The organism is Massilia sp. 2TAF26 (assembly GCF_052115005.1).
GTDB lineage: Bacteria > Pseudomonadota > Gammaproteobacteria > Burkholderiales > Burkholderiaceae_D > Telluria.
Map to the genome: position 1 here is coordinate 1 of NZ_JBFRFV010000046.1, position 25,107 is coordinate 25,107.

The window sequence follows — 25,107 nt, forward strand, 5'->3', positions numbered from 1 at the left end:
ATGAATGAAGGCGTACCTTACCCTGACGCCTTGGCAAAGTACGCCGCGGCCTTTCGCAAGATGTCGCGCTCCTCGGTAATGCGCTTGAGTTCGGCCTTCAGGCGTTTTACCTCGTCGGCCTGTGCGTCCTGCGCCTTGCGCTCATCCTCGGGGACGCTGTAAAGCTTCGTCCAGGCATAAATGCTATGAATGCTCACCCAAGACGCTCGGCCACCTCGGCCGCTGGGTGTCCACGATCAGTCACTTGCTTGACCGCCGCGATCTTGAATTCTTCCGTGTACCGCTTTCCACTCATGTTGACTCCTTTTGGCTAGAATTATGACTCAGGAGTATCTAGCGTAGTGGTGGCGATTCACAGGAGCAGTTGGCAGCATGAGTTCACGCATTCATCCGCAGGCCCGCACCACACCGAAGATCTGCCAGGAGATCAAGGATTCGGGCCTGTCTTCCAGAGAAGCCGCCAGGGTTTTCAACATCACGCGAGCCATTGCACAGAAGTGGTTGGGACGCGATGACGTACAGGATCGCTCGCACCGCGCTCACACGCTGCATACGACCTTGAGCCAAGCCCAGGAATCCATTGTCCTGGCACTGCGCGAGTCGCTCTTCCTGCCGCTCGACGACCTGCTGTTCATTACCAAGCAGTACATCAATCCGTCCGTCTCGCGCGCGGGCATTGCGCGCCTGCTAAAGCGTGAAGGCATGTCGCCTGACGGACTTGATTGCGACGGCCGAGGGAGAGAAGATCACGCCGAAGAAGACCTTTAAGGACTACGAACCCGGTTTCATCCACATCGACATCAAGTACCTGCCGCAGATGCCGGACGAGACCTCGCGACGTTACCTGTTCGCCGCCATCGACCGTGCGACGCGCTGAGTTTTCATGCACATCTACGGCGACATGACCGAGGCGAGCAGCGTCGATTTCCTGCGTCGGCTCAAGTTGGCTTCGCCCATCAAGATCCGCAAGATCCTCACCGACAACGGCTCGCAATTTACTGACCGTTTCGCCACCAAAGACAAGAAACCCAGCGGCAAGCATGCTTTCGACGTCGCCTACGCAGCTCTGCCCGCCGAACATCGCCTGGCGCCGCCGCGCCACCCGCAAACCAATGGCATGGTTGAGCGCTTCAACGGGCGCATCAATGAATTGCTGCAGCAGACCCGTTTCGATAGCCGGACCGACCTGCAGGCCACTTTGCTGAACTGTCTGAAGCTGTACAACCACCATATTCCACAACGCGCCATCGGCAGCAAAACGCCTATCCTCGCTCTCAAGGAATGGCAACAAAAGCGGCCCGAGTTATTCGTCAAATGCGTCTATGATCAAACGGGACTCGACAGCTAACTAAGCATCAGGCTGTGTCCGGGAATAGCGGCGCAAGATCACGACCATTTAGGACATGTGTTCTATATGCTCGCCGAGATCGGAAATTTATAATCCGACAAGCAGCCAGCGCTTTGCGCCATGATTTTCCTGATAAAGAACCGCAGGTCGCGCACGCGCTGAATCGTCACCATTCAATTTTAAGGATATTCGAATGCACCAGTCTCCGACCATCCGTCGATCGGCAGGCATCCTCGCGATGCTCGCAATGCTTTCGGCATGCTCGACCATCGCTGAAAAGACGAATTTCATCTCCGACAGCGAGATCCAGTCGAAAGTGGCGGGAACGCTCGGCTACAGCCCCGACGCGGTCACCCTGATCAATCGCCGCACCGAAGGCACCAATACCTTTGTCGTGGTGCGGGTGGACGGCAAGAAGGAGTATTCCTGCACGCTCAACGGCGGGAATCTGTTGAGCGCCGGGATCGTCAATCCGCCGACCTGCACGCCGAAAGCCTGATATCAAAGCGGTCAATGTACTGATGGTTTCGGAAGCCGCCGATCAATGACTCGGCCAATCCTGGTAGGAGAACTCGATGAAGAAAATGCTTGTACTTGTGGCGGCAATTTCCCTGGCTGGATGCGGGAAGGGGCCATCCGAAAGCGACATGAACAAGGCGGTCAAGAAATCCGTCGAAGACAGCAATCGCCAGATGGCGAATATCGGTTTTGGTGGCTCTTTCCAATCGGAGGTGCCCGAGGTGAAAAAAATCGGCTGCAAGGACGACGGTGACAATGCCTATCGTTGCGATATCGAACTCAGCGGCAAGGGCGGAAAAAAGATCGTGCCCGCGCGATTCGTGAAGGCCAGCGACGGATGGGTGATTACGAACTGACCGGGTCGCGGGAATCGGGCGGTATCCGACGCGTGTCACGCCCGAAAGATTCGAACAATAACAGAAGACTATAACGAGGATTCGTATGCAAAATACAGCAGCTTCCAGTGTCGTTCGCCAGGATAAAACGGTTGCGATCCTGGTCCATATCGGCGGCCTTTTTTTCAGCTGGCTTGCCCCGCTCGTCGTTTACCTGATCAAGAAAGGGTCGGATGATGAATTCACCGTTCATCATGCACGCGAAGCCCTGAATTTTCAGTTGACTCTGATGATCGCTTATTTCATGTGTTTCCTGCTGTCGTTCATATTGATTGGTCTCTTCCTCATCTGGTTTGTCATGCTGGCCAATCTGATCCTGTCGATCATGGCGGCGGTGAAGGCAAGCAATGGCGTCGATTACCGTTATCCCTTGACCATTCGCTTCGTCAAGGCCTAGGCAATGCAATAGATTTTGCTGTCTTTCCGATGGTATGATATGAAACTTGAAATATTAAGTTTTCATTATTAAATCAAACGTAGGAATCCAGTGAAGTCGAGTCAACGGCGCGTGCCCTTACGCAGGGTCGTCCTTGTAGTCGGCCGCGCGCTCGCCGCCCTCGGCATGACCGCGGCCGCGCCGGACATCGTTCACGCCCAGGACGGCACGCCTGTGGTGACCGTGAGCGCCCAGAGCCGCAGCCAGCAGATCCAGGATGTGCCGATTGCCATGCAGACGCTGGCGGGCGATACGCTCAGGGACGTCGGCGTGAGCAACCTGGCGGATATGGACGCCTTCGTGCCCGGACTGTCGGTCGACATGGCGCAATCGACCCGCCCGATGATCTACCTGCGCGGTATCGGTACGCAGGACTTCGGTATCGGTACGGATTCGCCGGTGGGTATCTACATCGATGGCGTCTACACCGGCAAGACCGGCGGCTCGGTCCTGAACTTCAACGACATCAAGCGGGTGGAAGTTCTGAAAGGACCGCAGGGCACGCTGTTCGGGCGCAATGCGGCGGCCGGTGCGATTCTCATCGTCAGCAACGATCCGGTCGACCGGCGCGAAGCCACCGGCCTGGTACGGGGCGGCCCGCGCAGTGCCATCTTTGCGGAAGCGGTCTACAACACGCCTTTGGCCAAAGGACTGGCGCTGCGCATCTCGGCGATCGGCCAGCAGGACGACGGCTGGGTCCGTAACAACTACGACGGCAGGCGCATGGGCGACGACGGCGACCGGGGCCTGCGCGTCGCACTGCGCTGGAAGGGCGACGACGTCGACGCCATCCTCGGTTGGGAACACGAAGTGATGCGCGAATCCGGGCCGCCAGTGTTTTCCCTGAACGCCGGGAAGATCGACTTCGGACGACCGGCAGCCCCGGCCGACCTGTTCAAGCAGCCGTTGTTCAACGACGCTTCGCCAAGCCTGCAGTCGCGCACCTTCGATGGCGTCACCTTGCGCGTCACGGTGCCATTACGCTTCGCGACGCTAAGCAGCATGAGCGCCTACCGCCATTTCAACACCCAGAACTGGATGGATAACGACGCTTCGGCGAATCCGGCCGCTTATCTCGGCACCGGGAATATCGAGTCGAACTCGACCTGGCAACAGGAGTTGAAGCTCAATGGCCAGACGAGCGTGCTCGATTGGGTGGCTGGCGTCAGCGCCTACCGCGAGCGCGTCACCGAGATGGAAAACGTCGATGTGACCACCAGTTCACTGGATACACTGATCAGCCACGCCGCCGGCATCGCGCCGTATGCCACCTTGACCAGCTTGTCCCAAGGCCTTGGCGCCGCTACCGGCAACACGGCGCTGAAGGGGCTGAGCCTGGCCGGGCTGCCATGGCGCGAGAGCATCCACGACAAAGGCGCATATCGTGCCTGGGCGGTGTACGGCGATGCGATCTGGCGCATCGGTCCGACCACCAGGCTAAGCTTCGGCGGCCGCTTCACGCGCGACGATAAACGGTTCAGCTGGTACAACCCGCCGCGTACTGCTCCCGAACTCGATGCCCGCCTCGCCGTTTTGCAACAGGCGAAGCTATTTTCGACCGCGGTCGCGACGCGGCTGCTGACGCCGCAACAGGCGTCATCGTTGCAGGCAGTCGTCGCACGCAATGTCGAGTTCAACAACGCGGTCTCGAGCACGATGCCGTTCGCGTCATCGAAAAGCTGGCGGAATTTCAGCCCGCGCCTCGTGCTGGACCGCCGGTTGGCGCCAGACCACATGGCGTATGCGTCATGGAGCAAGGGCTATCTGGCGGGCGGCTTCGACGCCGTGGGCGTGAATGGGCATTATGACGAGGAGCTGGTGACGAATTCCGAAATCGGCATCAAAGGCCAGGTGCGATCGCTGGGCCTGTCCTACGACGCCTCGGTCTTCCATTACGATTTCACCAAGCTGCAAAGCCTGACCCTGGTGCCCTCCAATGCCTCGGCCGGCGTGCCCAGCTACCAGGTCGTCAACAGCGATCAGCGCGCCACCGGTGCCGAACTGGGGGCGCAGTGGCGGCTCAGCCACATCTGGCGCCTGACCGGCACGCTGGCCTACCTCGACCAGACGTATGCGCATTACGTGTCACCGACCGGCGTCAGGCTGGACGGCCAGCCAGCCGGCGCACCGCGCCTGAGCGCCAGTGTCGGCACCGGCGCGCGCTGGCCGCTGTGGGGAGGGACGGCGGATTTCAACACGATGCTCGGCTACATCGGCAAACAGCGCTGCAATGCCGACACGACAGCCCAAGGCACCTGCACGATTGGCGGCAGTGCCGGCGTGGCGCGCGAGAAGGTCAATGCACGCCTTGGCTGGTCGGCAGCATCCGGCAACTGGGGCGTGGGCCTGGTCGTGAACAATCTGACCAACAAGCAGTATCTGACGGTCAGCACGCTGGGCGCGGTGGTCGGCTCACCCTATGCCTACGCCACCAGGCCGCGCACGATCGCGCTCGAGTTGCGCGGGCGCCTGTAGATCCCGCCGGCCGAGCAAACCGATGCTCTTCCAATGGCTGCCATTTACGGGTGGGCGGCTCCGTGATATCTACTTGCAGGCAATGAGCATGATCTACTAGCAAGAATGATATTATTGAATTATTATCTTCACTTGTTTTTAGTGAAATAGTTTTTCAGGACTGCCAAGATACGACGTCGTAGTCGTTCGGGATCAGTAACAAACACTGTCCGGGTCAATGAGCCGAAATGCATGCGCTTAATAAATCACTGATTGGCATCTATGAGCGCGCACAGGACTGCAGTCTGGCGGAATTCAACAAATCTGCGCTGCAGGAAATGAAACAAGTGGTCGCCTTCGATGCCTGCGCCCTGGCCGACCTGCAGGTCGCGGCAACCGGCAAGATTGTCGTCCAGACCCTGTATCTCGAGTCGACGCCGATCGAACGGTTTCAAGACCGTAGCGCGGCAGTGGGGCAGGAGGCCCTGGCGCAAAATGGTGCCCTGACCAGTCAGGACGATACGCTGGTCAGTGCATTTCGGCAGCGTGGCCGGAGCGTCGTCGCCGACATCGCAGCAACCGCACGCGACCCGCATGTGCTCTCGTATTGCCGCAAATACGAAACCGCCCATTCCCTTGCTTTTGTGTCTGAAAAAACATTCGGTTGCGCCGTGCCGACACTGGGCTTGTGGCGGTCCAACAGCCGGAACGGCTATACGGCCCAGCAGGAAGAAGATGCCAATGTTTTTATTCCCCATTTCATACAGGCCAGGGAGATCAACCGGCGTTTCAAATCGGCTGCGGCAACTGTGCCGGCATCCAGCGCGATGGTTCTCAGCTCGTTGATGGGACAGGTGTATTTCGTCGACGACGAGACGAGTCAATTGCTGCAGACCGAATGGCGGGAATGGAGTCCACCTTTCCTGCCGCGCCCCCTGATGGACGCGCTTGAGTCGGCCAGTGCAAAAGTATTCGTCGGAAAGAAAATTGCAATTCGTGCTGAAATATTGAATGGGATGCTTTGCCTGAAAATAAATAAGATCGAAAACAGGAGCGCTGGTCTTACCGCCGCCGAATCGCGCGTTGCCATGCTCGCTGTGCGCGGAATGCAATACAAGGAAATTGCAAAACTGATCGACGTGGCGCCGGCCACCGTGAGGAACCAGCTTCATTCGGTCTATCGCAAGCTCGGCGTGTCGAACAAGACAGCCCTGGCCGCGGCAATGGCTGCTCCAGCCTGAGACAAGCTGCCGCTGCCGCATGTTCCACGATGGCATGGGACATGTGTTCTATTGTAGCGGGATTGTTCGCTTCATATGATTGCATATCGATAACCATGCAATCAATGACATGTTTCCTGAATCTGCACAATCCGCTATTCGAATTCGTACCGGCTATCTCTTCGTCGGCATCGGCCTGACCCTTGCCCTGGCGTCGGGATGCGCCAAAAAAGAAAACAATCAAGCAAAGCCCGAAAGCTCGGCCGTGGTTTCGAGCGAAAAAATCCGGCGTGACGATTACGGAAATGTCCTGCTGGCACGTGAACCCCTGCGTCCGTTCGATCAGTATCAGGTCAAGAATGTCTCGAGTGGTTTCAGGGTCTCGGGTGACGAAGCCATCGCCGCCGAAGCCTACAAGTATCGCCAGCTGTTCTGGTCCGGCGCGAAACGGGATGACGCCCTGCTCGCCTATGACTACCTTGAAGAGTACCGTGCAGAGCAGGACAGCTTCAAGCGTGCGGATATCGTGAAGCAGCAAAAGCCGGCTTTGGAAAAAGCTTACCGCGAGGCGCAGGAGAAAAAACTCCATGCATTCTATTTCTCGAAAGAGAACGAAAACCAGCAAATGGTCAGTCTGGGCCGGTATGACGCGGAAAAAAACCGTTTCGAAATCAACTTCGGCATACCCGATACATCGTCGTTCGCATGGGAGAAGCCGCACGGGAAAAACCATCCCCGCCAGACCTGGGGCGCAACGTTTATTGGCGGCGAATACAGCAATACCGGTTCGCATTTCTATACGCCGAAAAGCGAAGCCGAAGCTCGCGCAATCGAGGCGGCATTGGCACCGTTGAGGGAACAGTCGAAGTATGGCAATGGGAACATGGTCCAATTGCCGACTTATTATCTTGGACATGTCGTTGGATCGAATGCCGGGATGGGTAATTCCGATTACGTGACATTTTTCGTCGTCGATGGGCTCGCGGTAGAGGATCCCAAGTCCAGGCGCATCCTCTTCACTGTCGACCGGATGAAGGAAGAGCCGATGGCACATACCTCCTTGCTGGCGGCTCAGAGGGAATTCTTCCCCCAGAAAGACTGATTTCTTCGTCCTTGAAATACGCTCTCGCTTACCAACCCATGCGCATTCGAAAAGTCGGCTATGGCCTGTTCTCCCCCAAGACCTTGAGCGAAGCGCTGCTCAAGGTCGAGTCTGGAGAGACGCTGAGCATCGCATCCGAACATCGGCAGTCCGGCACGGAACTGAACCTCGACAAATCCATCACACTTGCGCCCCGCGCACCCGGCGAATCCGTGGTCCTGCGAGATCCGATCAAGATCGGCGGCGCTGCACAGGTAGCCTTCCGCGAGGTAACGATCGCGTCGACAGTCCTCGTACTGGAAGGGTGCGAGGCGAACTTCGAGCATTGCATCTTCACCCCCGACGTCGTGCTGACAGTAAGGGCCAATGGCCGGATCTCGATCCGGCAGGGCCACGGCAAAGGCGAGATCCGGGCCGTCGGCGCAGCAGGCAAGCCTGCAAGCCTGCACATGCACAACGTACGCTGGGATGGTGCGAACGGCGACACCCTGTCGCTACAGCATGCGAACGCGGAGATGAAAGGCGTGATCCTGGCTGGCGGCGCCATCGTTGCGGACGGGACTGGCGGTTTGTCGATCGAGCAGGTCACGATCGACAACACGGCAAAACCTGCCTTGAGCCTGCGCGGGAATGTCATGGCCAACGTGCGCGCCCTGAAGTCCACCGGCGGCGGAATCGTCGTCGAGGGGAATGCGACCGCGTCGATCAATACGCTCCACATCGAAAGAGCGGTGCAGGTGGCGTTGAGCCTGCGAGGCAATGCGCAGGTCGAGGTCACGGACGCCGACCTCAGCGACGGTCGCGAAACGGGATTCGTGCTTCAGCAGCAAGCGAGCCTCAAGGCGTCCAAATGCCGGATAAGCGGCGGCGCCAAGGGCGCGGTCTGGGTGCGTGAAACCGCCCAGGCCACGCTCACGGATTGCGAATTGCTGGGTGGCGGGCCCAAATATCCGGCCGTGGTCGCGACCGAGAAAGCGAAGCTCACCATGTCGGGTGGACGTATCGCCGACACCAATTCGAACGGATTGTGGCTGAGGAACGAGAGCGTTGCATCGGTCAACGGAACGTCGATCGAATTCACTGCCGGCGCGAACGTGGAAACCGAGGATTCCGCCCAGCTCAAGCTGCTCGATTGCGTACTCAACGGCGGTAAGGGATATGGGCTGCTGGCCGAAGGAAAGTCCCAGATCAAAGCCATCAACTGCCGTATCAGCGGCCATGCCGCCGGCAGGTTGAGCCGCGATCCCGAAGCCGGCATCGACCTGCAGCACTGCGACTTGCGTGACAATATGGCCCTGGCTGTCGCAATGACCGAACTCAATGCGCTCCAGGGGCTTGAGTCGGTGAAGAGTGAAGTGTCGAAGCTGATCGACCTGGTCGAGGCCGAGCGCCGTCGCGCAGAGGCGGGCGTCGCCGCAAACGTCATCGCCTTGAACCTGGTCTTCACGGGAAACCCGGGCACAGGCAAAACCACCGTGGCGCGCATCATCGGCAAGATATTTGCGGCCCTGGGCCTGCTCAAGCAGGGACAGCTCGTGGAGACCGAACGCAGCGGGCTCGTTGGCCAGCACATCGGCGAGACCGCGCCAAAGACCCGCAAGATCGTCGACGCGGCCAAAGATGGCGTTCTCTTCATCGATGAGGCATATACGCTTTATGTGCCGGACTCGCCGCGAGATTTCGGTCCCGAGGCCATTACGACCCTGATGAAGGAAATCGAGGACCGGCGCGGTACGATGGCGGTGATCGTCGCGGGCTACGAAAGGGAAATGCGGTCCTTTTTCGACGCCAATCCGGGGATGAAATCGCGATTCAATCGCTACATCGATTTTCCCGACTATGCCGCGGCGGAGCTCTGCCAGATATTCGCCTCCATGGTCACTTCGCGCCAGTTCCGCCTGACCGCAGAGGCCACGATGCGCGCCAACCATACCTTCGAACAGATGGTGCGTACAAAGGGCAAGCACTTTGGCAATGCGCGCGACGTGCGGAGCTATCTCGACGCCACGATCGAACGCCAGGCGGGGCGCCTGCGCACCCAGCCGCAGGCGGACCCCCTGATTCTCGAGGACCAGGACTTGCCGGTCATCGGCCGCCAGGGCGAGCTGAATTTCGAAGGCCTGCTCGCGAAACTCGATGCCCTTACCGGTCTCAAATCGGTGAAGGCCGAGATCCGCAAGCTTGCCAGCCTGGTGCGGGCGCAGGAGCGCCGGCGCGAAGCGGGAATGGGTTGGACACCGGTGTCGCTGCACCTGGTCTTCACCGGCAGCCCGGGGACTGGGAAGACGACAGTCGCGCGGCTGGTCGGTGAACTGTATGCCGCACTCGGTCTACTCGAAAAAGGGCATGTGGTCGAGGTGCAGCGTTCCGATCTGGTCGCCGGTTATATCGGCCAGACCGCGCAGCGAACCAAGGCGAAAATCGAAGAAGCGTATGGCGGCGTGCTGTTCATCGACGAGGCGTACACGCTCGTGGGAGCGAACACCAACGATTTCGGCCCGGAAGCGATCGATACCTTGCTGAAGGAAATGGAGGACAACCGGAACCGGCTGGCAGTCATCGTCGCGGGCTACACGGACAGGATGACGCAATTTGTCGAATCGAACCCGGGCCTCGCATCCCGTTTCACTCGCTATATCGAATTCGACGACTACTCGGCTTTCGAACTCTCGCATATCTTCCAGTGCCTGGCCAATACGCATGGCTACCGGCTCAGCAGCGAAGGCGAGGGCTTGCTCCTCCAGATCACGGAACGCCTGCTCGCCGCCGGCGATCCGAATTTTGGCAATGCCAGGGTCATGCGCAGCCTGTTCGAAGCGACAATCGAACAGCAAGCCCTTCGTATCGGCATCGACGAGCTTGCGCCGGTCGACGGTATCGACCCGGCAGACATCGAACTGGCGTCGGTGGCATAAGGGATAGCAGCTTCCGTGCCCGATGCGGCGCTCAGCGCTTGGCCTTCTGCGCGGGTATCGACACCATCGATGGTTTGCTGGGGTCGGGTACATAGCTCATCTTCATGTCGTCGCCCGTGCCCTGGTTGAATTCCATGACCACGTTGCCGTCGCCGGAGACGAACTTGTTCTTCGACACTGCTTTGAGCCGCATCGGTTTTTCCATATCGATGGTCGCGTCGATGTATTCTGGCTTGCCGCGCACTTCCAGCCGCCAGCCATTCGCCATGTCATAGGTTCCGGCGATCTGCCTGACTTCGTCAGGCATGAGCCGGACCGTCCTGGCCGGGGCCGTCACCGTCACGGTCGAGATCGGCGCAGTATCGGGCCGTGGGTAGGGTTGGGTCTGCGCACTGGCGCCAGTGGCAAGCGCCAGCAGGAATGCGGGAATCAGGAGAGATAGGGGGCGCATGATCGTTCCTTCACAAAGCAGAAGCCTTTGGACAGGCGTCACGCCGAATCAGCCTCGTGGCGGGCGTCGGATGCCGCAAAGCCGGTATTGCCCTTGCGGTATTTCAGTCTAGGTCAGTGCCGATCCAGGACAAGGCATGTAGGCGCGCGCATCACGAAACTGTCTGGAACCGGAAAAAGTCATATCCGCGCGAAATGAGGTCAGGCTCCGGCCAGGAAACGTAAGCGCAACGGACCTTACGCTTGACGAACAAAAAACCCGCGTTCTCACTATGAGAGTCGCGGGTTCAGTGGGCTTTCCTGGACTGCTTAATACTTGCTTTTGGTGCTCCGGCCGGAATCGATGAGCTCGCCGGCGGCTGCGTGGCTGCTGGGTTTTCGTGGCAAGCTCATCTGTGACGTGGGTACACTCATGGATACACAGCCGTTTAGGGTATGGGTGCGGTTTTCGTTTGCGGAAGCTCGTGGCATAGGTTTGACCCGCGCTGCTGGTTCAGGTTCGCTTTGTTCGATATGACGGGATGGCTGGCATCGCGGCTGATCGGACCTAAAATTTCGTCGCGACGAAATCCGGTGCGTTGCCTGGCATCTGGATTGCAAGCATAAATTTCGTCATGACGAAATCTCAGGAGTTCGTCATGACGAACTTTTGGCCTGTTTGTCTGTCGTGTACCGCGTCCGTTTGTGGTCGATGGCCCGTGCCTCAAGGCCTTGAGTCCTGTCGGCTGGCGCGAATGCAATCGACTGCCCACTGTTCCACTTCGCTTTTGATCCAGGCGGACGACCTACCGCTGAGCTTCACAGGTTTCGGGAAGTCTCCTTTCTTTATTGCGTCATAGACGCTACTTCGCGACTTACCGCAGATGGCAAGTACCTCCTTCAGTCTGAGGAACCGAACGTCGGCACGATTGCTCGACGCACGGCGTTCAACCGAAACATTGACTGTTTGCTGATCCATGTACGCCTCCAAAGTGAGAGTGGAAAGAAGGATCGCAGCTATGTAGCCGGATTGAGCAGGTGTTACCGCGTTGTAAAGCCGATGACTATACGGCTCAGTTAGCGCGGCTGCGATGCAGATTGCAGTGTGCCGTCGGTAGCGAGCCCAGCATTGCGCTGACGCTTATGCAAGCGTCATTAAACTCGGGTCGACGTGTTGAAAGCAGGGTTTTGGATTTGGTTTTTGGAGGGCAGGATAGACTGGCGTCTCGTATTGTTAATCTCTTCGAGATTAACAATGGTCCTCGTCCTTCGGGACTGCGGATGCTGTAGTGCACGTCTCAACTTCTCCCGGTTCGTCATGACGAACTTTGAGCTATCGCTCATTGAGTGAGCCGAGATGTCCGATGCATGGTAGCGCAATGCAGCCGCGTATTGATTACATACTTTTCCGAGGACTTCGCTTGTTAGCTTGCTAACAGGAACGTTTTGGCGTACTCTGTTCAAAATCTGCCTCTGAACAAAACACATAAGGGACGTAAAACGCATGGCAAAGGCGCCCTACATTGAAGAAGGCAGACTACGCCATCTGCTCAAAGTCGCCGCTATCTCAGGCGAATCTCCTTTGCGTAACGTAGCACTTCTTACAACTCTGTACGGCACTGGCATGATGCTGACAGAAATCGCCAGGTTGCCAGTGCGCGCATACCTGAACGCGGACGGCTCAATCCGCGTGAAGTCATGCGTCGATGCTCGCATCGCGTACAACGGCAAGGAGCGACCGGTTTACTGGTCCAATGCCAAAGTTGCGAAAGCGATCGACGCCTACCTGACTTACCGGATCGTGTACCGGCATGGGCTTACACCTATGGCCACAGAGTATCGGGGCCTGGATCCACATGGGCCACTGTTCCTTACCGGCGATGGTGACCCGTACAAGCTCATCGAGCGCCGCACTGGTAGCGGTGGTGCTAGCTATTCCTGTGACTCCCTAAGCCAGTTCTTCCGCAAACTACATCTGCAGGCTGGTATCGAGGGCGCAAGTGCAATGTCCGGCCGGAGGACGTTTGCTGTGCGCCTGGCGAATAAGGGCTTCGACCTTCGGCATATTAACGAGCTGTTGGGCCATGAAACCTTGACCGCAACAAAGCGGCTGATCGATGCTGATCCTGTGCGACTTGGTTTAATCGTCGCAGGCGTAATTTGATAAATGAAATTTCGCCACTTTGGCGCTTCGCGGCGGTCCAGTGGCCACTACACAAAGGAGTTTGCTATGTCTTTTCTTGGTAAGTTGTTTGGCCTCGGCAGTAAGAAAACTGAGACTTTGAAACCTTCTGGGAATCGCAAAGTGTACCTGCCTCCCCACGGAGTGAAGAAATCGGACTCCAAGCGCGCTAACAAGTTTGGGCCGAAGAAGGACTGAGCAAAGAAAGTTGGAGCATGCGGCAGAGCGCGTGATTGATGCCTACATCCGGAAGAATGTCGCAGAGTTCAAGAACTTGGTTTTGTTCTGCGGCCACAAGAGCCTGAAGGGCTGTCAAATTCAAAGAGGAGACCTATGCCAATCATCAAGAACTTTGGCTTCCTTTGGGAGCGCAAGTACATCTATCGAGGATCGGGCGGAGATGGAAACGCCGGCCACTTGAAGGGCTATGCCGGGAAACTGGTAGCTGATTTTCGCGACCAAATCGGCGTCTATGTTCTCTACGATAGAAACCAATCAATCGTATATGTCGGCCAGGCGGGCAATGGCAACGCCACTCTGTTCACTCGCCTGAGGAATCACATGGATGGTGCTTTATGGAACCGTTGGGAGTACTTCAGTTGGGTCGGCTTCCGCGACGTGAATTGTGATGGAAAGCTCAGCAACCAACAGGCGGTCGACTCGGGAGTTTCTGGTTTCAAGTACTCGGATGCATTGAATGAAATTGAAGGAATACTTATCGAAGTCATTGAGCCGAAGTTGAACAAGCAGGGCGGTAGGCTGAGGGCTGCGACCGAATACTATCAGCACATTGACGAGAGGATTCAAGAGATTTCGAATTACGACATTCAGGATGAGTTGCGGCGCATCTCAAAAGCACTGAATGGATTGTCCCTCACGAAGTAAGTTCTGATGCATATCCGTGCTTTTGAAGAGGAGCTGGAGGCACTCGTTGGCCGCCCTACTGACTTGAGGCCATTCGTGTGTGATGGCTCTCCGCTCGAGTGTACAGTCTTCATTGTTGGGTTTAATGCCACGACGAACCTTGATTTTTGGGAGTTCTGGGAGCGTAGTGTCGGGTACAGCAAGGCACGATGGGAGAAGGCGTATCGCCAAGAACGCGCCTCGAGAGGGAAGAGACAACTGAGTAACACGCGCACCATGCTCAGCTGGATTCTCGAGAACCTTCCGGGAGTGAGAATGCTCGAGACGAACCTTTATTCGAAAGCTAGCCATCGTGCGGAGGACTTGTCCGAATGTGAACGAGACACTTCCGTGTTCCAGTTCTTACTGCGCACAATCGGGCCGAAGGTCGTCCTGGCGCACGGTGATGACACTCAACAAGCCGTTATCCCTTTGCTCGGAAGTGACTTTACGGGGACGTTACTGACCACGAAGCACTTGAGGTTTTGGTCACGAACGCGGGCGACTGACTTGGCAGAGCAAATCAAACACAGTCTCACATAGGGCAATTGCCCAACCGGCACCTCGCGGATTCAGGGGTTGGATGAAGAACATGAGCAGCGTAGTTCTCAGCGTGGACGTTACCATTGGCGATTCGGCGTCGAAAGTTATTCTGAACAAAGTCACTAATTCAGTGGGCGCCGATATTACAGAAAAGTTCCGCGCCTACGCAAAGGACGAAGACGTCGACCTGAGCCAGAAAGAAGCGCTGGAAATAGCCGCTGCCGAGTTTGCAAAAGAATTCGCCAATATGCCCTGGTTGCCGTAGACGTCGCCTTATCCCTGCTGCCCGAGTGGCGGCAGCAGTAAGTCGATGACGACTGGAAGGAAAAGGCTCCCGACAATGACGCCGGCGCCCGGCCAATATGGGCGCCAACGTCAGTGTCGAAACGGAAGGAAAACGACGAGGATGACAAACGGCAGTACCAATCAAGCATGCGTCGAATACAAGACGGACTACACCCTCTTGACTCGTACCGCTGCGAAATGGAGTATCCCGCGGGACCTTGCTATGCAGGTGATCAAGCGCGACCTCCAATGTGTCTACTGTCGGCACATCTTTGCTGCGCCGTATGAGGGCAGGAAGACTTGTCCATCTTGGGAACATATTGTCAACGATCCGCTAATGGTTAGCCTTGAAAATATTGCACTTTGTTGCGGGAGCTGTAATTCCAGCAAGGGCAAACAGCCACTCCGCGCTTGGCTGACATCGGCTTATTGCGAGGAGAAGGGTATTACGGAACGAACTATAGCAATGGTCGCGCTTACAGCTCTGCAGAAGAGTAAAGACGACAGCGCTCAGCAGCACATCCTGCTGGACCGACCGGGCTGACGCATTATTGACCAAGCATGCAACCTGGGCTGATTTGAAAGGAAAAACTATGCATAAGCAGATGTTTGAATTATCGGTTGAGCTTCGCAATGACGGAACGATTGCAATCACACAGCCGGCTGGCATGGACGAGCCGTCTGTCGTGCTAATCGCTCCTGAACAGGCCGCTGTTGTCGTGGACTGGCTCAATGAAGCCGCTGCGAGGGCGTTGACTAAAGGCCTGATGTCTGGTCCTCACTCAAACAACGGCTGACCTCGGAAAACATATGACAAAAGCGGAGCAACTTCTCGAAGATTTGGACTACTTGGAGCGAGCAGGCATGACCGTCGAGCAGCTCCGTTCCCTCCACCATTGGGCAGGCACGCACACTGAAGCGAAAGTCACCTACGCCACTGTGCGCGACTATTTCGGACATGAACGCGACATGCGGGAGAAAAACTCGGCTTTTGCCGACAGGTTGCACCTCATGGCTGAACTGCACAGGCGCGGTATTCCTGCGCTGCTGGAGGTCGCACTGCGCATCTATCCTTCGAACCCCGCAGCGTAGAGCGGGCGGGAGCATTGAAACGGTCGGGCGCAGCGCTTGGCCAGGAATCTGGAGGATAAATGCTCAAAAAGGCCGCATTAATTGCCGTGCTCGCCTGCGTCTCGGTTTCGTCAGCTTCGGCAAAAGACCGCTGGTTCCGCGTCCACGAAGACGGTGGCGACGGCGTCGAACTCTTTGCCGATATGCAGACCGCCAGTAGGGAAGGCAACTTTGTCAAAATGTGGGTGTTGACCAATCACGAAAAACTCAAGACTGGAGACCGTTCTCAGGTTCAATTCCGCGAGTTCGACTGCGCGAAACGACAAACAAGAAATCTTACGGCAAGATCGTTTTCGCAACCAAATGGTTTTGGGGACTTGCTCTTTATGTCCGATGATGCAGAAAAGTGGCATCGCGTTACGCCAGAAAGCGCGGGCGAACTGATGTTGCAGTTTGCCTGTGCGGCAGTGAAGAAAAAGTAACTTCTACCCGAAAAACACGATGCTTCGGTTGGTAGCTGTCGCGGGATTCTGTACGCTGGATGTTCGGCAAGCTCTAGTGCAAGGAACAACATTGTGCCGAAAGGCGCCCGACTCGACCGATAGTCGGGATTGAGAAAGAAAAAGAATGAAACCGAATATGTTGCTTTCTGTCCTGCTGGCCGCTTTTTTAGCAGGTTGCTTACAGCCTTCCGATGAGGCACTTACACGTGCAGAAAAAATTCTTGCCGAATTCGAATGTCCAAGTGCTGCGACCGCATCAGTCGGAGGCCAACGTTTGATGGCCGAAGACAAAAAGCGTGCCCAAGAATTCGTCACGCGATATAAAGAAGGCAAACACATGTTCTCAGTGCCAATCGACGAGATCGTGGGTAACCAGCTTGCGATGTTCCAAGCGTACTGCCCTAAGCGGTGATATTTACAGAGAACGGAAAAGAGGTGCAGCGTGACCGATAAAAGTGGAATACGCATTTCCAAGTTTGTTCGTATCTCTCCGGCCGCGCTAGAGGAGGTGAGTGGCGGAGAAGAAGGTTTGATTACCGGACCGGTCGATTTCATTGCGATCATCAAACCGCGCTACGGTATAGTGCTGGCCTCTTGGGATCAGGACGCTCAGCTCGGCGTTGCGACTCGTCTTGGAGTAGTTCTGCGCGTAGGGCCCGAAGGGGCTGCAGTCCAATGGGTTTCCGTAGATTTACGCTACAGACCAAATCCTTCCGGGCGGCGGTTTTGGACACAAGCGAAACCCTTTTTTAGCTTTGCCGCCGACGTGGCACAGCGCTATATGTTGGCATCGACATTTGCAGAGCATTTTCCAGATTTAACTGTGCCCACTGCTAGATCAAGCTTGCGTACGACAGCAGAAAGACGTCCGTCCGACACGCCGACAGGCGGATACGTGTATCTCGTACGCTCTCCCTACGGTGTAAAGATCGGCAAGAGTGTAAACGTCAAGAGTAGGACTCGGCTGTTCGAGGTGAAATTGCCATTTCCGATCGCGGTCGAGCATTATGCGTGGTTTGAAGACTACTCGTTCGCAGAGCGCGACCTACACCGGCAATACCATGCAAAGCGGCTCGAAGGAGAATGGTTCGACCTTTCTCCCGCCGACATCGCAGCGATCAAGATGCTTGGGAAGCCGGTTTCTATACAAAATTAATAGGCGCACTTGGAACGCTGAGCTAAATGTAAGGAAAAATATGAAGCGCTATTCGATGAATGATCTGGTCGACCACCTAGTCGTGAAAGACACTCCGGCGGGGAGGGTTTTGGTGTCGTACAACCTGCTGTCGATTATCGGCTGGATTCTGCTCACCACCGGACTTGTTGCTTACGGTTCGTTGTACTTTCGCTCGACCGAGCTTCGAGCTTTACTCTCCGAGATCGGTATTGTTGGGGGCGGGATTCTCGTGCTCTTCTGGACGCTTCCTAAGAAGGTCATCGGTCCATATAAAGAGTGACAGCAGGTGTAACCGTCTGAACTCATGCCACCAAGGAAAAGACCCAGCAGTACCCACGCCGCGCTCGACGCGGCTGTGGCATTGAGGAGGGTCGGCGCGATGCCGGCCGATTAAGGAAACTAATGGCAAACTGGATGTACAACAAAAATGGCAGACATTGCCTCATCCTTGACAGCGACACCGTCCGCGACGAACGCGGCATCGCTGCAGGATGGATCAAAAACGGGAATGTCTACTCCCTTCGAGGGAAGCACATCGGCTGGTTTGAAGGCGGCGTAATTTACGATCACCGCAATTCGGCGTTAGCGTTCACGAGCGATCACACCGGCCCCACCCCTCCGACACCTGGACTAGCGGGTGTGCCTGGCATGCCGGGTTTTGCAGGCACGCCTGGCAGACCTGGATTTACAGGCGCGCCCGGTAGGCCAGGGCGTGGTGGGTGGTCAGCGTACGAGCCTGCAGCGTACTTTGATCGGTAGCGAGAGGTCCGAGGTAAAAGGATGGACCGTAACGCATTCAGACAAATCAACCTAGGCACGGCCGAAAAGGTGAGTATCGTTGTCGACTGGATGCGGTATGTCCGCACACTCGGTACTCCGGTGCCGAGAGACCGTGAAACCGAAGCGAGTTTCATTCTGCAATCGGAAGAGCCCATCATTATGGAGCTTCGTGATGCTGACCCGTGGTTGCAGGAACACGTCGCTCGGTTGTTCTGGACATGCGTCGATTTAGGCTTGCTGAAATACCACTATCCCTATCCTCACAATGGACAGAGCTATACGCCAACGCGCTTGGGACGGCTTGTGGGAGCTATGCCGAAGCTCGTAGCTGTCGTGATATTGAGAGGCATGCTAGCGTTTGAAGCGATCGCCGGCCCGGTGAAAAGTTTCAAGAAAATTCGGAACATGGTCGCTCTCACGACCGCGCTCGTAAGCTGGTTCAGCAACCCGCAGATTCAAGCAACTACCTTAGCGGTTATTTCAACAGTAGCCGCAGTATTGAGCACTTGGGTTGCCGAGTTCCTGGTCACTGCTAACGAATAGGAAATGATTATGACGCGAGAAGAAGTCGAAATGATGGTTGCTGCCCAAGTCGAGAAGGTCCGAGAAGAACACAGCAAAGAGCTGCGAATCATGAGCGACCGCATTTCCGAACTTGAAGGTGCGCTCGACCATCTAAGAAAAAAATTCGCTACCCGCCTTACGAACCTCGGCGGTTGAGAACGGAAAAGGACTATGGGACGTCTTGGAATTACAGAAGCATTCGCACGGTATAAGGCAACACTGCGCAATCCGCAATGGTCGGTTTCCGCATGGTCGCCAGCTGGCGAGCTCATTGTAAGCCTATGGGATCACCACTACCGTAAGGGGCCTACCGGAACAATGGAGTTCGCCGATGGTTTCGAACGCTGGACAGGACATGGGAATAATGAGTTTAGGATCAACGTTCGCAAGGCTTTCGAAGAGCAGTCCCCGGTGCGCCTAGTTATTGTGAAGACAGATCAGGTTGAACGTGTTGAAGCTGGAGAGGATGCTAGCACCGTTCGAAAAGAGTTTTTTCTTCGGGATGAATTAGTCGGTAAGGTTGTCGAGATCGATGGCGACCGATATGTCTTCAGATTCCACCGCAGATGAGTAGGAAAACGAGCACGTTGCAGCGAGGTCGTTTTCGAACATCGAAACTAGGGAAAAAATGTCGACACTAATTGTATTCGGACTGCATTTGTTTTTTGTCATGTCAATCCTTGGTTGTTTAGCTTCGGCAATTGGGAACTTTACAGCGCCGAACCCAACTTTCGCTAGTCGGATTGAAGGCGTAAAGGCTATAGGTGTCTTAATCTTGATTTCTCTTCTTTATGCACTGTTCATTCAATACAGAAGCAGCGTGACTAGGCCACATCCAGGAGAAGAAACCTCAGTCGTGTCCGATTCGAGAGAAGCAAAAGCTGCAGCAAGAGACGAGCCAGCAAGGGTTGGAGATACTGTAGCGACCGTGTCAGACTCACATGTAGCAGCTTACGAAACCGGTAACGAGTGGGTAAAGAAATCAGCCGTAGTTAAATTAGAAACTATGTCGAACGTTATCTCACGAATGAGAGCGAAAGGATGTAGTGTCAATTTTGACGCCAATTACTATGTTCGCCAACTCAATGATTTTTTTGCTACTAGCGAAACTCGTTCCGTTGAGGTGAGTAAGGCTTTTGGACTAATCGCTACCGGGGCTGGCGAGAACTTTGCTTGCCCAGAGAACTAGTGCGAAGGAAAAATATGATCGAAATCGAGTGGGAACCGCATGATAAAAGCGAACACGGCTATGTGACAGCGGAAGTAATATCGTTGGTGCAGACCAGTGACCTAATGGTCGTTCAATTCAAGGGAAAAGCGCATGGTTCTCAAAGGTCTCTACTTCATCGTGTTCAACCACTCGCGTTACGAATGCCTTGCCGGCACCGGCAGTACTGAATACGCGAGGCCATTCAGGAGGCACGTGGTTCAGTCATTGGTGGGCAGCGGTCTAGCGATCGCGCTGGCCGTAGTTGTGGCAACGTTAGCGGGACGCATCCAATGGTCGGGGCCGGTTGCATGGAATAAGGTGTTCGGCACTTTTGGAGGGTTCTTCGGAGCTTGGGGCACATGGTTCGGCGTGACCGAGAGAAACGAGTCCTACAAGAAGTCCCGCTTGGATGAGCACCTCCGCGATGTCGTATTCATCGCGCTGTTTGTCCCGGGCGTGATCTTCGGTGCCATTGGCGCCCTATGGTAGCCAGAACGGAAAACACTGAGCTGTACTTTGCACTTGCTCGACGTAATAAAGCATTAATCTGACCATCACGACAATTCGAGGCGTCGAGCTCATGCATCGTATTCGTAAAGAACAGTTCGACCTTCGTGTCTGGGCCACTCAGGGGCAAACTACGCCCGAAATCTGGGCAGCGGTCCTGGCTGCGTGACCTACCTGCACATATGAGCAGGCCGCTCGCCACTTACGCGGAATTTGCACCGGAGCCGTCTTGCGGTGCCTCGGACTCCAGTACGGCGTTGGCAATCTGGTCGATGTCAGATTGTTTTCCCTTACACAAGCATCCACAGTGTAAACTTCCACCATTCTCATAGCGTCCAGGGACGACGAAAAAGACAATGGAAGCCAATACCCGCAAGCTCGAACGGATTTTTGACCAAACCATCACCTATCAAGTCCCGCTGTTCCAGCGTCCCTACGTGTGGAAGAAAGACGAGAACTGGGAGCCGCTGTGGGAGGACATCCAGACGCTGCTCGAGCGGCATTTCCGTGGTGCGAAGGTCCATGCGCATTTTCTCGGCGCGGTCGTGCTCGAACAGCTTGCCAATTCGACGGGCTCTATCGAGAGCCGCCAGGTCATTGACGGACAGCAGCGGTTCACCACCTTGCAATTGTTTCTGATGGCTGCGCGAGACCTGGCGTGCCACCACAACGCTAGTAAGTACATCGAGCGTTTCACCGACTTGGTGGCGAACCGCCGCAGTAAGATCGATCACGATGACGAGGTTTTCAAAGTCTGGCCGACGAACAGCAATCGCGCCGCCTTCCGGCTGGTACACCAGGCGGGCTCGCTTGAGAAGCTGGAGTTGGCGCTCAAGCACCGTCCGGAATTCGACGAGCGCTCGAACAATATTATCGGCGCCTACCGCTACTTTCACGGCCGCCTGACGTGCTGGTTCGAAGGCGAACTGGACGACGATGCCGATGTGGAAGTGCTATCCAGGAAATCCATTGATGACCGCTTCGATTCGCTCTGGCACGTCGTGAAGGATTGCCTGCAGGTGGTCGTGATCGATCTCGACAAGGATGATGAAACCCAGGTCATTTTTGAGACGCTGAATGCGCGCGGCGAAGACTTGCTGCCGGCCGACCTGATCAAGAACTTCCTGTTCCGCCGGGCGGCTTCGGACGGCGAAAATGTGGAAAAGCTGTACGACGATCACTGGCGCGAGTTTGAAACGACCTGGTGGCGTGAGGAGGTCAAGCAAGGCCGCATCTTCCGTCCGCGTGTGGACGTTTTCATCAGCCACTACCTGACGATGATGACGCGCGAAGAGGTCAAGGCCTCGCATTTGTTCAATGCATTCAAGGCGTTCGTCATGCAGTCCGAATCGCTCCCGGGCTCGCTGCTGGTGGTGCCCAGGACGGCGTCCGAACACATCGCTCAGCTATCGCGCTACGCCGCCGTGTTCAAGGCCTTCTATGCGGAGGGCAACCATGCTCGCCTGGAAACCTTCCTACGGCGGCTGGGTGCGGTCGATACGACCACGGTGTTTCCGTTCCTGCTCTACGCGCATGCCGAGCTCGTGCCTCATGCAAGTGCCGAATTCGACAGGATTTTAGTCCTGCTGGAGTCGTACCTGATGCGACGAATGATCTGCAATCTTACCAGCAAGCACTATAACCGTTACTTTGTCGATCTGATCCGGAATATCGATCGCAACGGCGTGCTGGACGCGGTGGCCGTCGCCGAACACATGGCGAAGAGCATTGCGGACAGTATCCGCTACCCCGACGACCAATCCCTCTCGATGGCCATTGCGGATCTGCCGCTCTACAACCGGCTGGCGCAACCGAAAGTGCGGGCCATCTTGGAAGCACTCGATGCACATGCGCACACCAGCAAGAGCGAAGTCCAGCCCTTGCCTTCGGGGCTGACGATCGAACATGTGATGCCGCAGGCCTGGACCGAACACTGGCCGCTAGACAAAACGGAATTCACGAACTCCGACACGGGGGCACTCGACCCGATCAAACAGCAAAAGGCCCAGCAACGGCGTGACCGCTTGGTCAATACGCTCGGCAACCTGACGCTGATCACGGCTAGCCTGAACCCGTCCCTGCAGAACGCTGCCTGGTCCAAGAAGCGTCCCGAGCTGACCAAGTTCAGCAAGCTAAATCTCACCCAGTATTTCCATGGGGCGGAAGCGGACCATTGGAACGAAGCGGCGATCGAACGGCGTACCGCCTATCTTTGCGGCCAGTTGATCCAGATCTGGCCGACGTTGCCGCAGGTCGAGGCGGCTTCATTGCAGCGCCATCGACCGGCCGCTGCCGTGCAAGCGTCGGCGCAGTTGCCCCTGATGGGCGCACTGGACCGGACGATTGCCCCAGCAGCCCAGCACCAATCCGGCGAAGTGCCTGCACTCGCGCGCTACACAGGAAATCCGCCAAACGCGTTTGCACAACAGGTTATCCAGGCCTTGGTGGCGCAAGGCTTTACGGTTGCAACCACGACTCAGGGACCGAACGAGGAGCGAAAAACCCTGCGCATAGGCTGGCGTGGCGAGTTCATCGGACTCATGAGCGAGGCGCTATGGGGACGGAAGGTTCCGTTTTCGTGCCTATATCGGTTTCCGAAACATACGGGGCGCGACACGGTGGCCAAGGCGCCCCAGGGGTTCGATAAACACGCGTTCGCCCGGCAGCATGGTTGCGATCCGGATTTGCTTCACGTCCATACCGACTACAGCGGCTCGTATCTCTGGGTGCAGGATTTGGCAACGACCCTGCATCTGATGCGCGACTGGGCACGGAAGATCGACGGCGTGTACGGCGCCTGACCCCGCTGGGCAGCCAAGGCGGCAATAAGGAACGCTCTTCTCGTTTCGCGCCTGGCTAGACCTGTGTTAAAAACTTCAAAAGCGGACTGTAGCAGTCCCGGCGAAGATAGAAAATAACAAATGAAAAAAATCAGTTCCCTGCCACTTCTTCTCCTGATGGCGTCGGCCCTTACAGGTTGCGCAACACAGCCCGTGAGCACTGCCGAGGCAGTGCCCGTTCCACGCGATCGCATACTCGCCCCGGAGCTTCTACAGCAGGCGGATGGGCGCGGAGCGGTGACTGTCAAGCGCGACAGCGGCTTCGGTGGCTCTGGGTGCGGTGCCCGGCTATTTGTGGATGCGAAGCCAGCGGCTGATTTGCGTCCTTCCGAACGCGTGGTTCTCCATTTGCCGGCAGGCGATCATATTCTGAGTGCGCAACCGAACGGTTTGTGTGGTGGGGGAATGGTCGAGGCACGTGTTCGGGTGGCGGGCCACGAGACAGCTACTTTCCGCATGGGGTACGGTACAGCGGGAGATTTTACTTTCACCCCAACCGCCTTCTGACTGCTCGACAGCTCGAACAACTATACAGCGGAAAAACGCAAACCGGTGGCAATGGCCTGAGTTGGCTATGAGGCGATCACACAAACCTTTTGAAATCGGTCGTTTAGATCAAGGAAAAAATTGGTGTCGGTCGGCGCCCCGATCAGGCCGGTAGCCGTCGAGAGATAGTTAATGGGACAAGCGAAACTACGAGGTAGCAAGGAAGAGCGGGTTGCAAAGGCAATCGCCAAGACTGACATCTTCAAACCTCATTCGGATGAATATCGGCGCATGCTTGGCGCAGCGGTAACGGAAGCAGATCACCTTGGATTGACCCCTTTGCCTACGGTAGACGAATATGCTCCTATGTCTGACTGTGAACTTGAGACCGTCCGCGAGCTTTGCAATACGAAGTATCTGCCTCATTTGCGCGCTATCGTGCCCGGGTATTGGGGAGCGTCATGTCAAACCCTAGCAACGCACCTCTTCGCATTGTTACGAGGAGATGGCTATAACGCTGATCTCGTCGTTGGCGAGGTCGTAATTCAGGAGAACTTCGAATATGACGCGACCATCGAGAATATCCGGGAAGAGTATCTTACCCGCCCCACAGAGGGATCCCAGCGCCTCCACATGTGGGTCACTTTGGGTGATGACATCATTGTCGACGCAGGCCTCGCGCACCGGCTCATCAAATATTATCGCGTGCCCGAGCATGTTCTCGATCCCGTCCTGGTCCACCGTGCCGATGAGTTTGGAATGCGCTTAGCAGTCCGCCACTCGCCAATGCTAGTGGGTGCGGATTTTGCGGCGAAGACCAACTCGGTCGACCCGTTCAGGCTAGCCGAACTGTACCGTCAAAGAGCAGGGTAGCGCTTGGCATTCGCTAACATCGAAAAATGCACGGAAAAAAGCGCAATTCCGACACTGGAAATAGTGTCCGTGTTGGCGTGGCGTGGCGCGCTGGATCAGAACGGGTATGTCAGTCCAACACCGAGGCTGGTCGCGCCGGTGCAGGGTTCCATGACTTCGTTGCGTGCGAGAACTGCTTCGAGGCGCTGTAGCGCATGCCGATGCCTAATAACGAGCTAATTGTTTAGTTTCGTGTGATCATGTTCCGCGTCGTAGCTGGCCTTTGTTTCGTGCAAAGGCTATGCTGGCTGACTTGATTGCTGGGTTCAGCAGTCCCAGTGATCAATCCCACCAGGAGCAGTTTGCAGCATGAGTTCACGCATCCA

The 25,107-nt window shown here is 56.3% G+C and carries 26 protein-coding genes and 3 pseudogenes; 26 read left to right on the forward strand and 3 right to left on the reverse strand.

Annotated elements, in window-relative coordinates:
* Positions 1–295, reverse strand: a pseudogene (locus AB4Z32_RS26260) (transposase); the annotation flags it as partial.
* A 77-nt stretch (positions 296–372) separates the two neighbouring features.
* On the opposite strand from AB4Z32_RS26260, the pseudogene AB4Z32_RS26265 reads away from it, so the two are divergent.
* The 8 genes and pseudogenes from AB4Z32_RS26265 to AB4Z32_RS26300 all read left to right on the forward strand — a co-directional run bounded on the left by AB4Z32_RS26265 (position 373) and on the right by AB4Z32_RS26300 (position 10,389).
* A pseudogene (locus AB4Z32_RS26265) lies at positions 373–1,348 on the forward strand (IS481 family transposase).
* A 193-nt stretch (positions 1,349–1,541) separates the two neighbouring features.
* Positions 1,542–1,847, forward strand: coding sequence for a hypothetical protein (locus tag AB4Z32_RS26270; protein WP_442124791.1), 306 nt, complete (start codon positions 1,542–1,544; stop codon positions 1,845–1,847).
* Positions 1,848–1,923: 76 nt separating this feature from the next.
* Positions 1,924–2,223 (forward strand): hypothetical protein, encoded by a 300-nt coding sequence (locus AB4Z32_RS26275; protein WP_442124792.1) that lies wholly within the window; start codon positions 1,924–1,926, stop codon positions 2,221–2,223.
* 85 nt (positions 2,224–2,308) lie between these two features.
* Positions 2,309–2,659 (forward strand): DUF4870 domain-containing protein, encoded by a 351-nt coding sequence (locus AB4Z32_RS26280; protein ID WP_442124793.1) that lies wholly within the window; start codon positions 2,309–2,311, stop codon positions 2,657–2,659.
* Between the two features lie 90 nt (positions 2,660–2,749).
* On the forward strand, positions 2,750–5,173 hold the full coding sequence (locus AB4Z32_RS26285) for a TonB-dependent receptor (protein ID WP_442124794.1): 2,424 nt from the start codon (positions 2,750–2,752) through the stop codon (positions 5,171–5,173).
* A gap of 227 nt (positions 5,174–5,400) precedes the next feature.
* Positions 5,401–6,393 carry a helix-turn-helix domain-containing protein gene (locus AB4Z32_RS26290; RefSeq protein ID WP_442124795.1) on the forward strand — a complete coding sequence of 331 codons (993 nt, stop codon included), beginning with the start codon at positions 5,401–5,403 and terminating at the stop codon, positions 6,391–6,393.
* Between the two features lie 109 nt (positions 6,394–6,502).
* Entirely contained in the window at positions 6,503–7,474 is a 972-nt protein-coding gene (locus AB4Z32_RS26295; protein ID WP_442124796.1) for a hypothetical protein, read from the forward strand.
* A 38-nt stretch (positions 7,475–7,512) separates the two neighbouring features.
* The gene (locus AB4Z32_RS26300) at positions 7,513–10,389 is read left to right on the forward strand and encodes an AAA family ATPase (RefSeq protein ID WP_442124797.1); all 2,877 of its coding nucleotides are present in this window, start codon (positions 7,513–7,515) and stop codon (positions 10,387–10,389) included.
* A gap of 31 nt (positions 10,390–10,420) precedes the next feature.
* Here AB4Z32_RS26300 and AB4Z32_RS26305 read toward each other — a convergent pair whose 3' ends face one another.
* Complete coding sequence (locus tag AB4Z32_RS26305) at positions 10,421–10,840, reverse strand: hypothetical protein (protein WP_442124798.1); 420 nt, start codon at positions 10,838–10,840, stop codon at positions 10,421–10,423.
* Between the two features lie 702 nt (positions 10,841–11,542).
* The gene (locus AB4Z32_RS26310) at positions 11,543–11,797 is read right to left on the reverse strand and encodes a helix-turn-helix transcriptional regulator (RefSeq protein ID WP_442124799.1); all 255 of its coding nucleotides are present in this window, start codon (positions 11,795–11,797) and stop codon (positions 11,543–11,545) included.
* Positions 11,798–12,322: 525 nt separating this feature from the next.
* On the opposite strand from AB4Z32_RS26310, the gene AB4Z32_RS26315 reads away from it, so the two are divergent.
* The 18 genes and pseudogenes from AB4Z32_RS26315 to AB4Z32_RS26400 all read left to right on the forward strand — a co-directional run bounded on the left by AB4Z32_RS26315 (position 12,323) and on the right by AB4Z32_RS26400 (position 24,742).
* Positions 12,323–12,982, forward strand: coding sequence for a tyrosine-type recombinase/integrase (locus AB4Z32_RS26315; protein WP_442124800.1), 660 nt, complete (start codon positions 12,323–12,325; stop codon positions 12,980–12,982).
* A 351-nt stretch (positions 12,983–13,333) separates the two neighbouring features.
* The gene (locus AB4Z32_RS26320) at positions 13,334–13,885 is read left to right on the forward strand and encodes a hypothetical protein (protein ID WP_442124801.1); all 552 of its coding nucleotides are present in this window, start codon (positions 13,334–13,336) and stop codon (positions 13,883–13,885) included.
* Positions 13,886–14,495: 610 nt separating this feature from the next.
* Positions 14,496–14,711, forward strand: a complete 216-nt coding sequence (locus AB4Z32_RS26325) for a hypothetical protein (RefSeq protein WP_442124802.1) — start codon at positions 14,496–14,498, stop codon at positions 14,709–14,711.
* A 613-nt stretch (positions 14,712–15,324) separates the two neighbouring features.
* Positions 15,325–15,528, forward strand: a complete 204-nt coding sequence (locus tag AB4Z32_RS26330) for a hypothetical protein (protein ID WP_442124803.1) — start codon at positions 15,325–15,327, stop codon at positions 15,526–15,528.
* Positions 15,529–15,541: 13 nt separating this feature from the next.
* On the forward strand, positions 15,542–15,823 hold the full coding sequence (locus AB4Z32_RS26335) for a hypothetical protein (protein WP_442124804.1): 282 nt from the start codon (positions 15,542–15,544) through the stop codon (positions 15,821–15,823).
* A gap of 59 nt (positions 15,824–15,882) precedes the next feature.
* Positions 15,883–16,284: a surface-adhesin E family protein gene (locus AB4Z32_RS26340; protein WP_442124805.1), complete on the forward strand. Its 402-nt coding sequence runs from the start codon at positions 15,883–15,885 to the stop codon at positions 16,282–16,284.
* A gap of 145 nt (positions 16,285–16,429) precedes the next feature.
* Positions 16,430–16,717 carry a hypothetical protein gene (locus tag AB4Z32_RS26345; RefSeq protein ID WP_442124806.1) on the forward strand — a complete coding sequence of 96 codons (288 nt, stop codon included), beginning with the start codon at positions 16,430–16,432 and terminating at the stop codon, positions 16,715–16,717.
* Between the two features lie 30 nt (positions 16,718–16,747).
* On the forward strand, positions 16,748–17,461 hold the full coding sequence (locus AB4Z32_RS26350) for a GIY-YIG nuclease family protein (protein WP_442124807.1): 714 nt from the start codon (positions 16,748–16,750) through the stop codon (positions 17,459–17,461).
* A gap of 40 nt (positions 17,462–17,501) precedes the next feature.
* Positions 17,502–17,762 (forward strand): hypothetical protein, encoded by a 261-nt coding sequence (locus AB4Z32_RS26355; RefSeq protein ID WP_442124808.1) that lies wholly within the window; start codon positions 17,502–17,504, stop codon positions 17,760–17,762.
* A gap of 134 nt (positions 17,763–17,896) precedes the next feature.
* Complete coding sequence (locus tag AB4Z32_RS26360) at positions 17,897–18,241, forward strand: 4-fold beta flower protein (RefSeq protein ID WP_442124816.1); 345 nt, start codon at positions 17,897–17,899, stop codon at positions 18,239–18,241.
* A 21-nt stretch (positions 18,242–18,262) separates the two neighbouring features.
* Positions 18,263–18,805 (forward strand): hypothetical protein, encoded by a 543-nt coding sequence (locus AB4Z32_RS26365; RefSeq protein ID WP_442124809.1) that lies wholly within the window; start codon positions 18,263–18,265, stop codon positions 18,803–18,805.
* Positions 18,806–18,814: 9 nt separating this feature from the next.
* Positions 18,815–18,982 (forward strand): hypothetical protein, encoded by a 168-nt coding sequence (locus AB4Z32_RS26370; RefSeq protein WP_442124810.1) that lies wholly within the window; start codon positions 18,815–18,817, stop codon positions 18,980–18,982.
* Positions 18,983–18,997: 15 nt separating this feature from the next.
* Complete coding sequence (locus AB4Z32_RS26375) at positions 18,998–19,396, forward strand: hypothetical protein (RefSeq protein WP_442124811.1); 399 nt, start codon at positions 18,998–19,000, stop codon at positions 19,394–19,396.
* 58 nt (positions 19,397–19,454) lie between these two features.
* On the forward strand, positions 19,455–20,015 hold the full coding sequence (locus AB4Z32_RS26380; RefSeq protein WP_442124812.1) for a hypothetical protein: 561 nt from the start codon (positions 19,455–19,457) through the stop codon (positions 20,013–20,015).
* A 132-nt stretch (positions 20,016–20,147) separates the two neighbouring features.
* Positions 20,148–20,525 carry a hypothetical protein gene (locus tag AB4Z32_RS26385; protein ID WP_442124813.1) on the forward strand — a complete coding sequence of 126 codons (378 nt, stop codon included), beginning with the start codon at positions 20,148–20,150 and terminating at the stop codon, positions 20,523–20,525.
* Positions 20,526–20,589: 64 nt separating this feature from the next.
* Positions 20,590–20,712 (forward strand): annotated as a pseudogene (locus AB4Z32_RS26390) (IS6 family transposase); the annotation flags it as partial.
* A gap of 187 nt (positions 20,713–20,899) precedes the next feature.
* Positions 20,900–23,344 carry a DUF262 domain-containing protein gene (locus AB4Z32_RS26395; RefSeq protein WP_442124814.1) on the forward strand — a complete coding sequence of 815 codons (2,445 nt, stop codon included), beginning with the start codon at positions 20,900–20,902 and terminating at the stop codon, positions 23,342–23,344.
* A gap of 717 nt (positions 23,345–24,061) precedes the next feature.
* A complete protein-coding gene (locus AB4Z32_RS26400) occupies positions 24,062–24,742 on the forward strand; it encodes a hypothetical protein (RefSeq protein ID WP_442124815.1) in 681 nt (226 codons plus the stop codon).
* Positions 24,743–25,107: the final 365 nt, after the last annotated feature.

Bases quoted from the DNA above. Each gene is read 5' to 3' on its own strand.
- AB4Z32_RS26270 (WP_442124791.1), top strand. From the start codon at position 1,542: ATGCACCAGTCTCCGACCATCCGTCGATCGGCAGGCATCCTCGCGATG.
- AB4Z32_RS26275 (WP_442124792.1), top strand. From the start codon at position 1,924: ATGAAGAAAATGCTTGTACTTGTGGCGGCAATTTCCCTGGCTGGATGC.
- AB4Z32_RS26280 (WP_442124793.1), top strand. From the start codon at position 2,309: ATGCAAAATACAGCAGCTTCCAGTGTCGTTCGCCAGGATAAAACGGTT.
- AB4Z32_RS26290 (WP_442124795.1), top strand. From the start codon at position 5,401: ATGCATGCGCTTAATAAATCACTGATTGGCATCTATGAGCGCGCACAG.
- AB4Z32_RS26295 (WP_442124796.1), top strand. From the start codon at position 6,503: ATGTTTCCTGAATCTGCACAATCCGCTATTCGAATTCGTACCGGCTAT.
- AB4Z32_RS26300 (WP_442124797.1), top strand. From the start codon at position 7,513: ATGCGCATTCGAAAAGTCGGCTATGGCCTGTTCTCCCCCAAGACCTTG.
- AB4Z32_RS26305 (WP_442124798.1), bottom strand. From the start codon at position 10,840: ATGCGCCCCCTATCTCTCCTGATTCCCGCATTCCTGCTGGCGCTTGCC.
- AB4Z32_RS26310 (WP_442124799.1), bottom strand. From the start codon at position 11,797: ATGGATCAGCAAACAGTCAATGTTTCGGTTGAACGCCGTGCGTCGAGC.
- AB4Z32_RS26315 (WP_442124800.1), top strand. From the start codon at position 12,323: ATGGCAAAGGCGCCCTACATTGAAGAAGGCAGACTACGCCATCTGCTC.
- AB4Z32_RS26320 (WP_442124801.1), top strand. From the start codon at position 13,334: ATGCCAATCATCAAGAACTTTGGCTTCCTTTGGGAGCGCAAGTACATC.
- AB4Z32_RS26325 (WP_442124802.1), top strand. From the start codon at position 14,496: ATGAGCAGCGTAGTTCTCAGCGTGGACGTTACCATTGGCGATTCGGCG.
- AB4Z32_RS26330 (WP_442124803.1), top strand. From the start codon at position 15,325: ATGCATAAGCAGATGTTTGAATTATCGGTTGAGCTTCGCAATGACGGA.
- AB4Z32_RS26335 (WP_442124804.1), top strand. From the start codon at position 15,542: ATGACAAAAGCGGAGCAACTTCTCGAAGATTTGGACTACTTGGAGCGA.
- AB4Z32_RS26340 (WP_442124805.1), top strand. From the start codon at position 15,883: ATGCTCAAAAAGGCCGCATTAATTGCCGTGCTCGCCTGCGTCTCGGTT.
- AB4Z32_RS26345 (WP_442124806.1), top strand. From the start codon at position 16,430: ATGAAACCGAATATGTTGCTTTCTGTCCTGCTGGCCGCTTTTTTAGCA.
- AB4Z32_RS26355 (WP_442124808.1), top strand. From the start codon at position 17,502: ATGAAGCGCTATTCGATGAATGATCTGGTCGACCACCTAGTCGTGAAA.
- AB4Z32_RS26360 (WP_442124816.1), top strand. From the start codon at position 17,897: ATGTACAACAAAAATGGCAGACATTGCCTCATCCTTGACAGCGACACC.
- AB4Z32_RS26365 (WP_442124809.1), top strand. From the start codon at position 18,263: ATGGACCGTAACGCATTCAGACAAATCAACCTAGGCACGGCCGAAAAG.
- AB4Z32_RS26370 (WP_442124810.1), top strand. From the start codon at position 18,815: ATGACGCGAGAAGAAGTCGAAATGATGGTTGCTGCCCAAGTCGAGAAG.
- AB4Z32_RS26375 (WP_442124811.1), top strand. From the start codon at position 18,998: ATGGGACGTCTTGGAATTACAGAAGCATTCGCACGGTATAAGGCAACA.
- AB4Z32_RS26380 (WP_442124812.1), top strand. From the start codon at position 19,455: ATGTCGACACTAATTGTATTCGGACTGCATTTGTTTTTTGTCATGTCA.
- AB4Z32_RS26385 (WP_442124813.1), top strand. From the start codon at position 20,148: ATGGTTCTCAAAGGTCTCTACTTCATCGTGTTCAACCACTCGCGTTAC.
- AB4Z32_RS26395 (WP_442124814.1), top strand. From the start codon at position 20,900: ATGGAAGCCAATACCCGCAAGCTCGAACGGATTTTTGACCAAACCATC.
- AB4Z32_RS26400 (WP_442124815.1), top strand. From the start codon at position 24,062: ATGGGACAAGCGAAACTACGAGGTAGCAAGGAAGAGCGGGTTGCAAAG.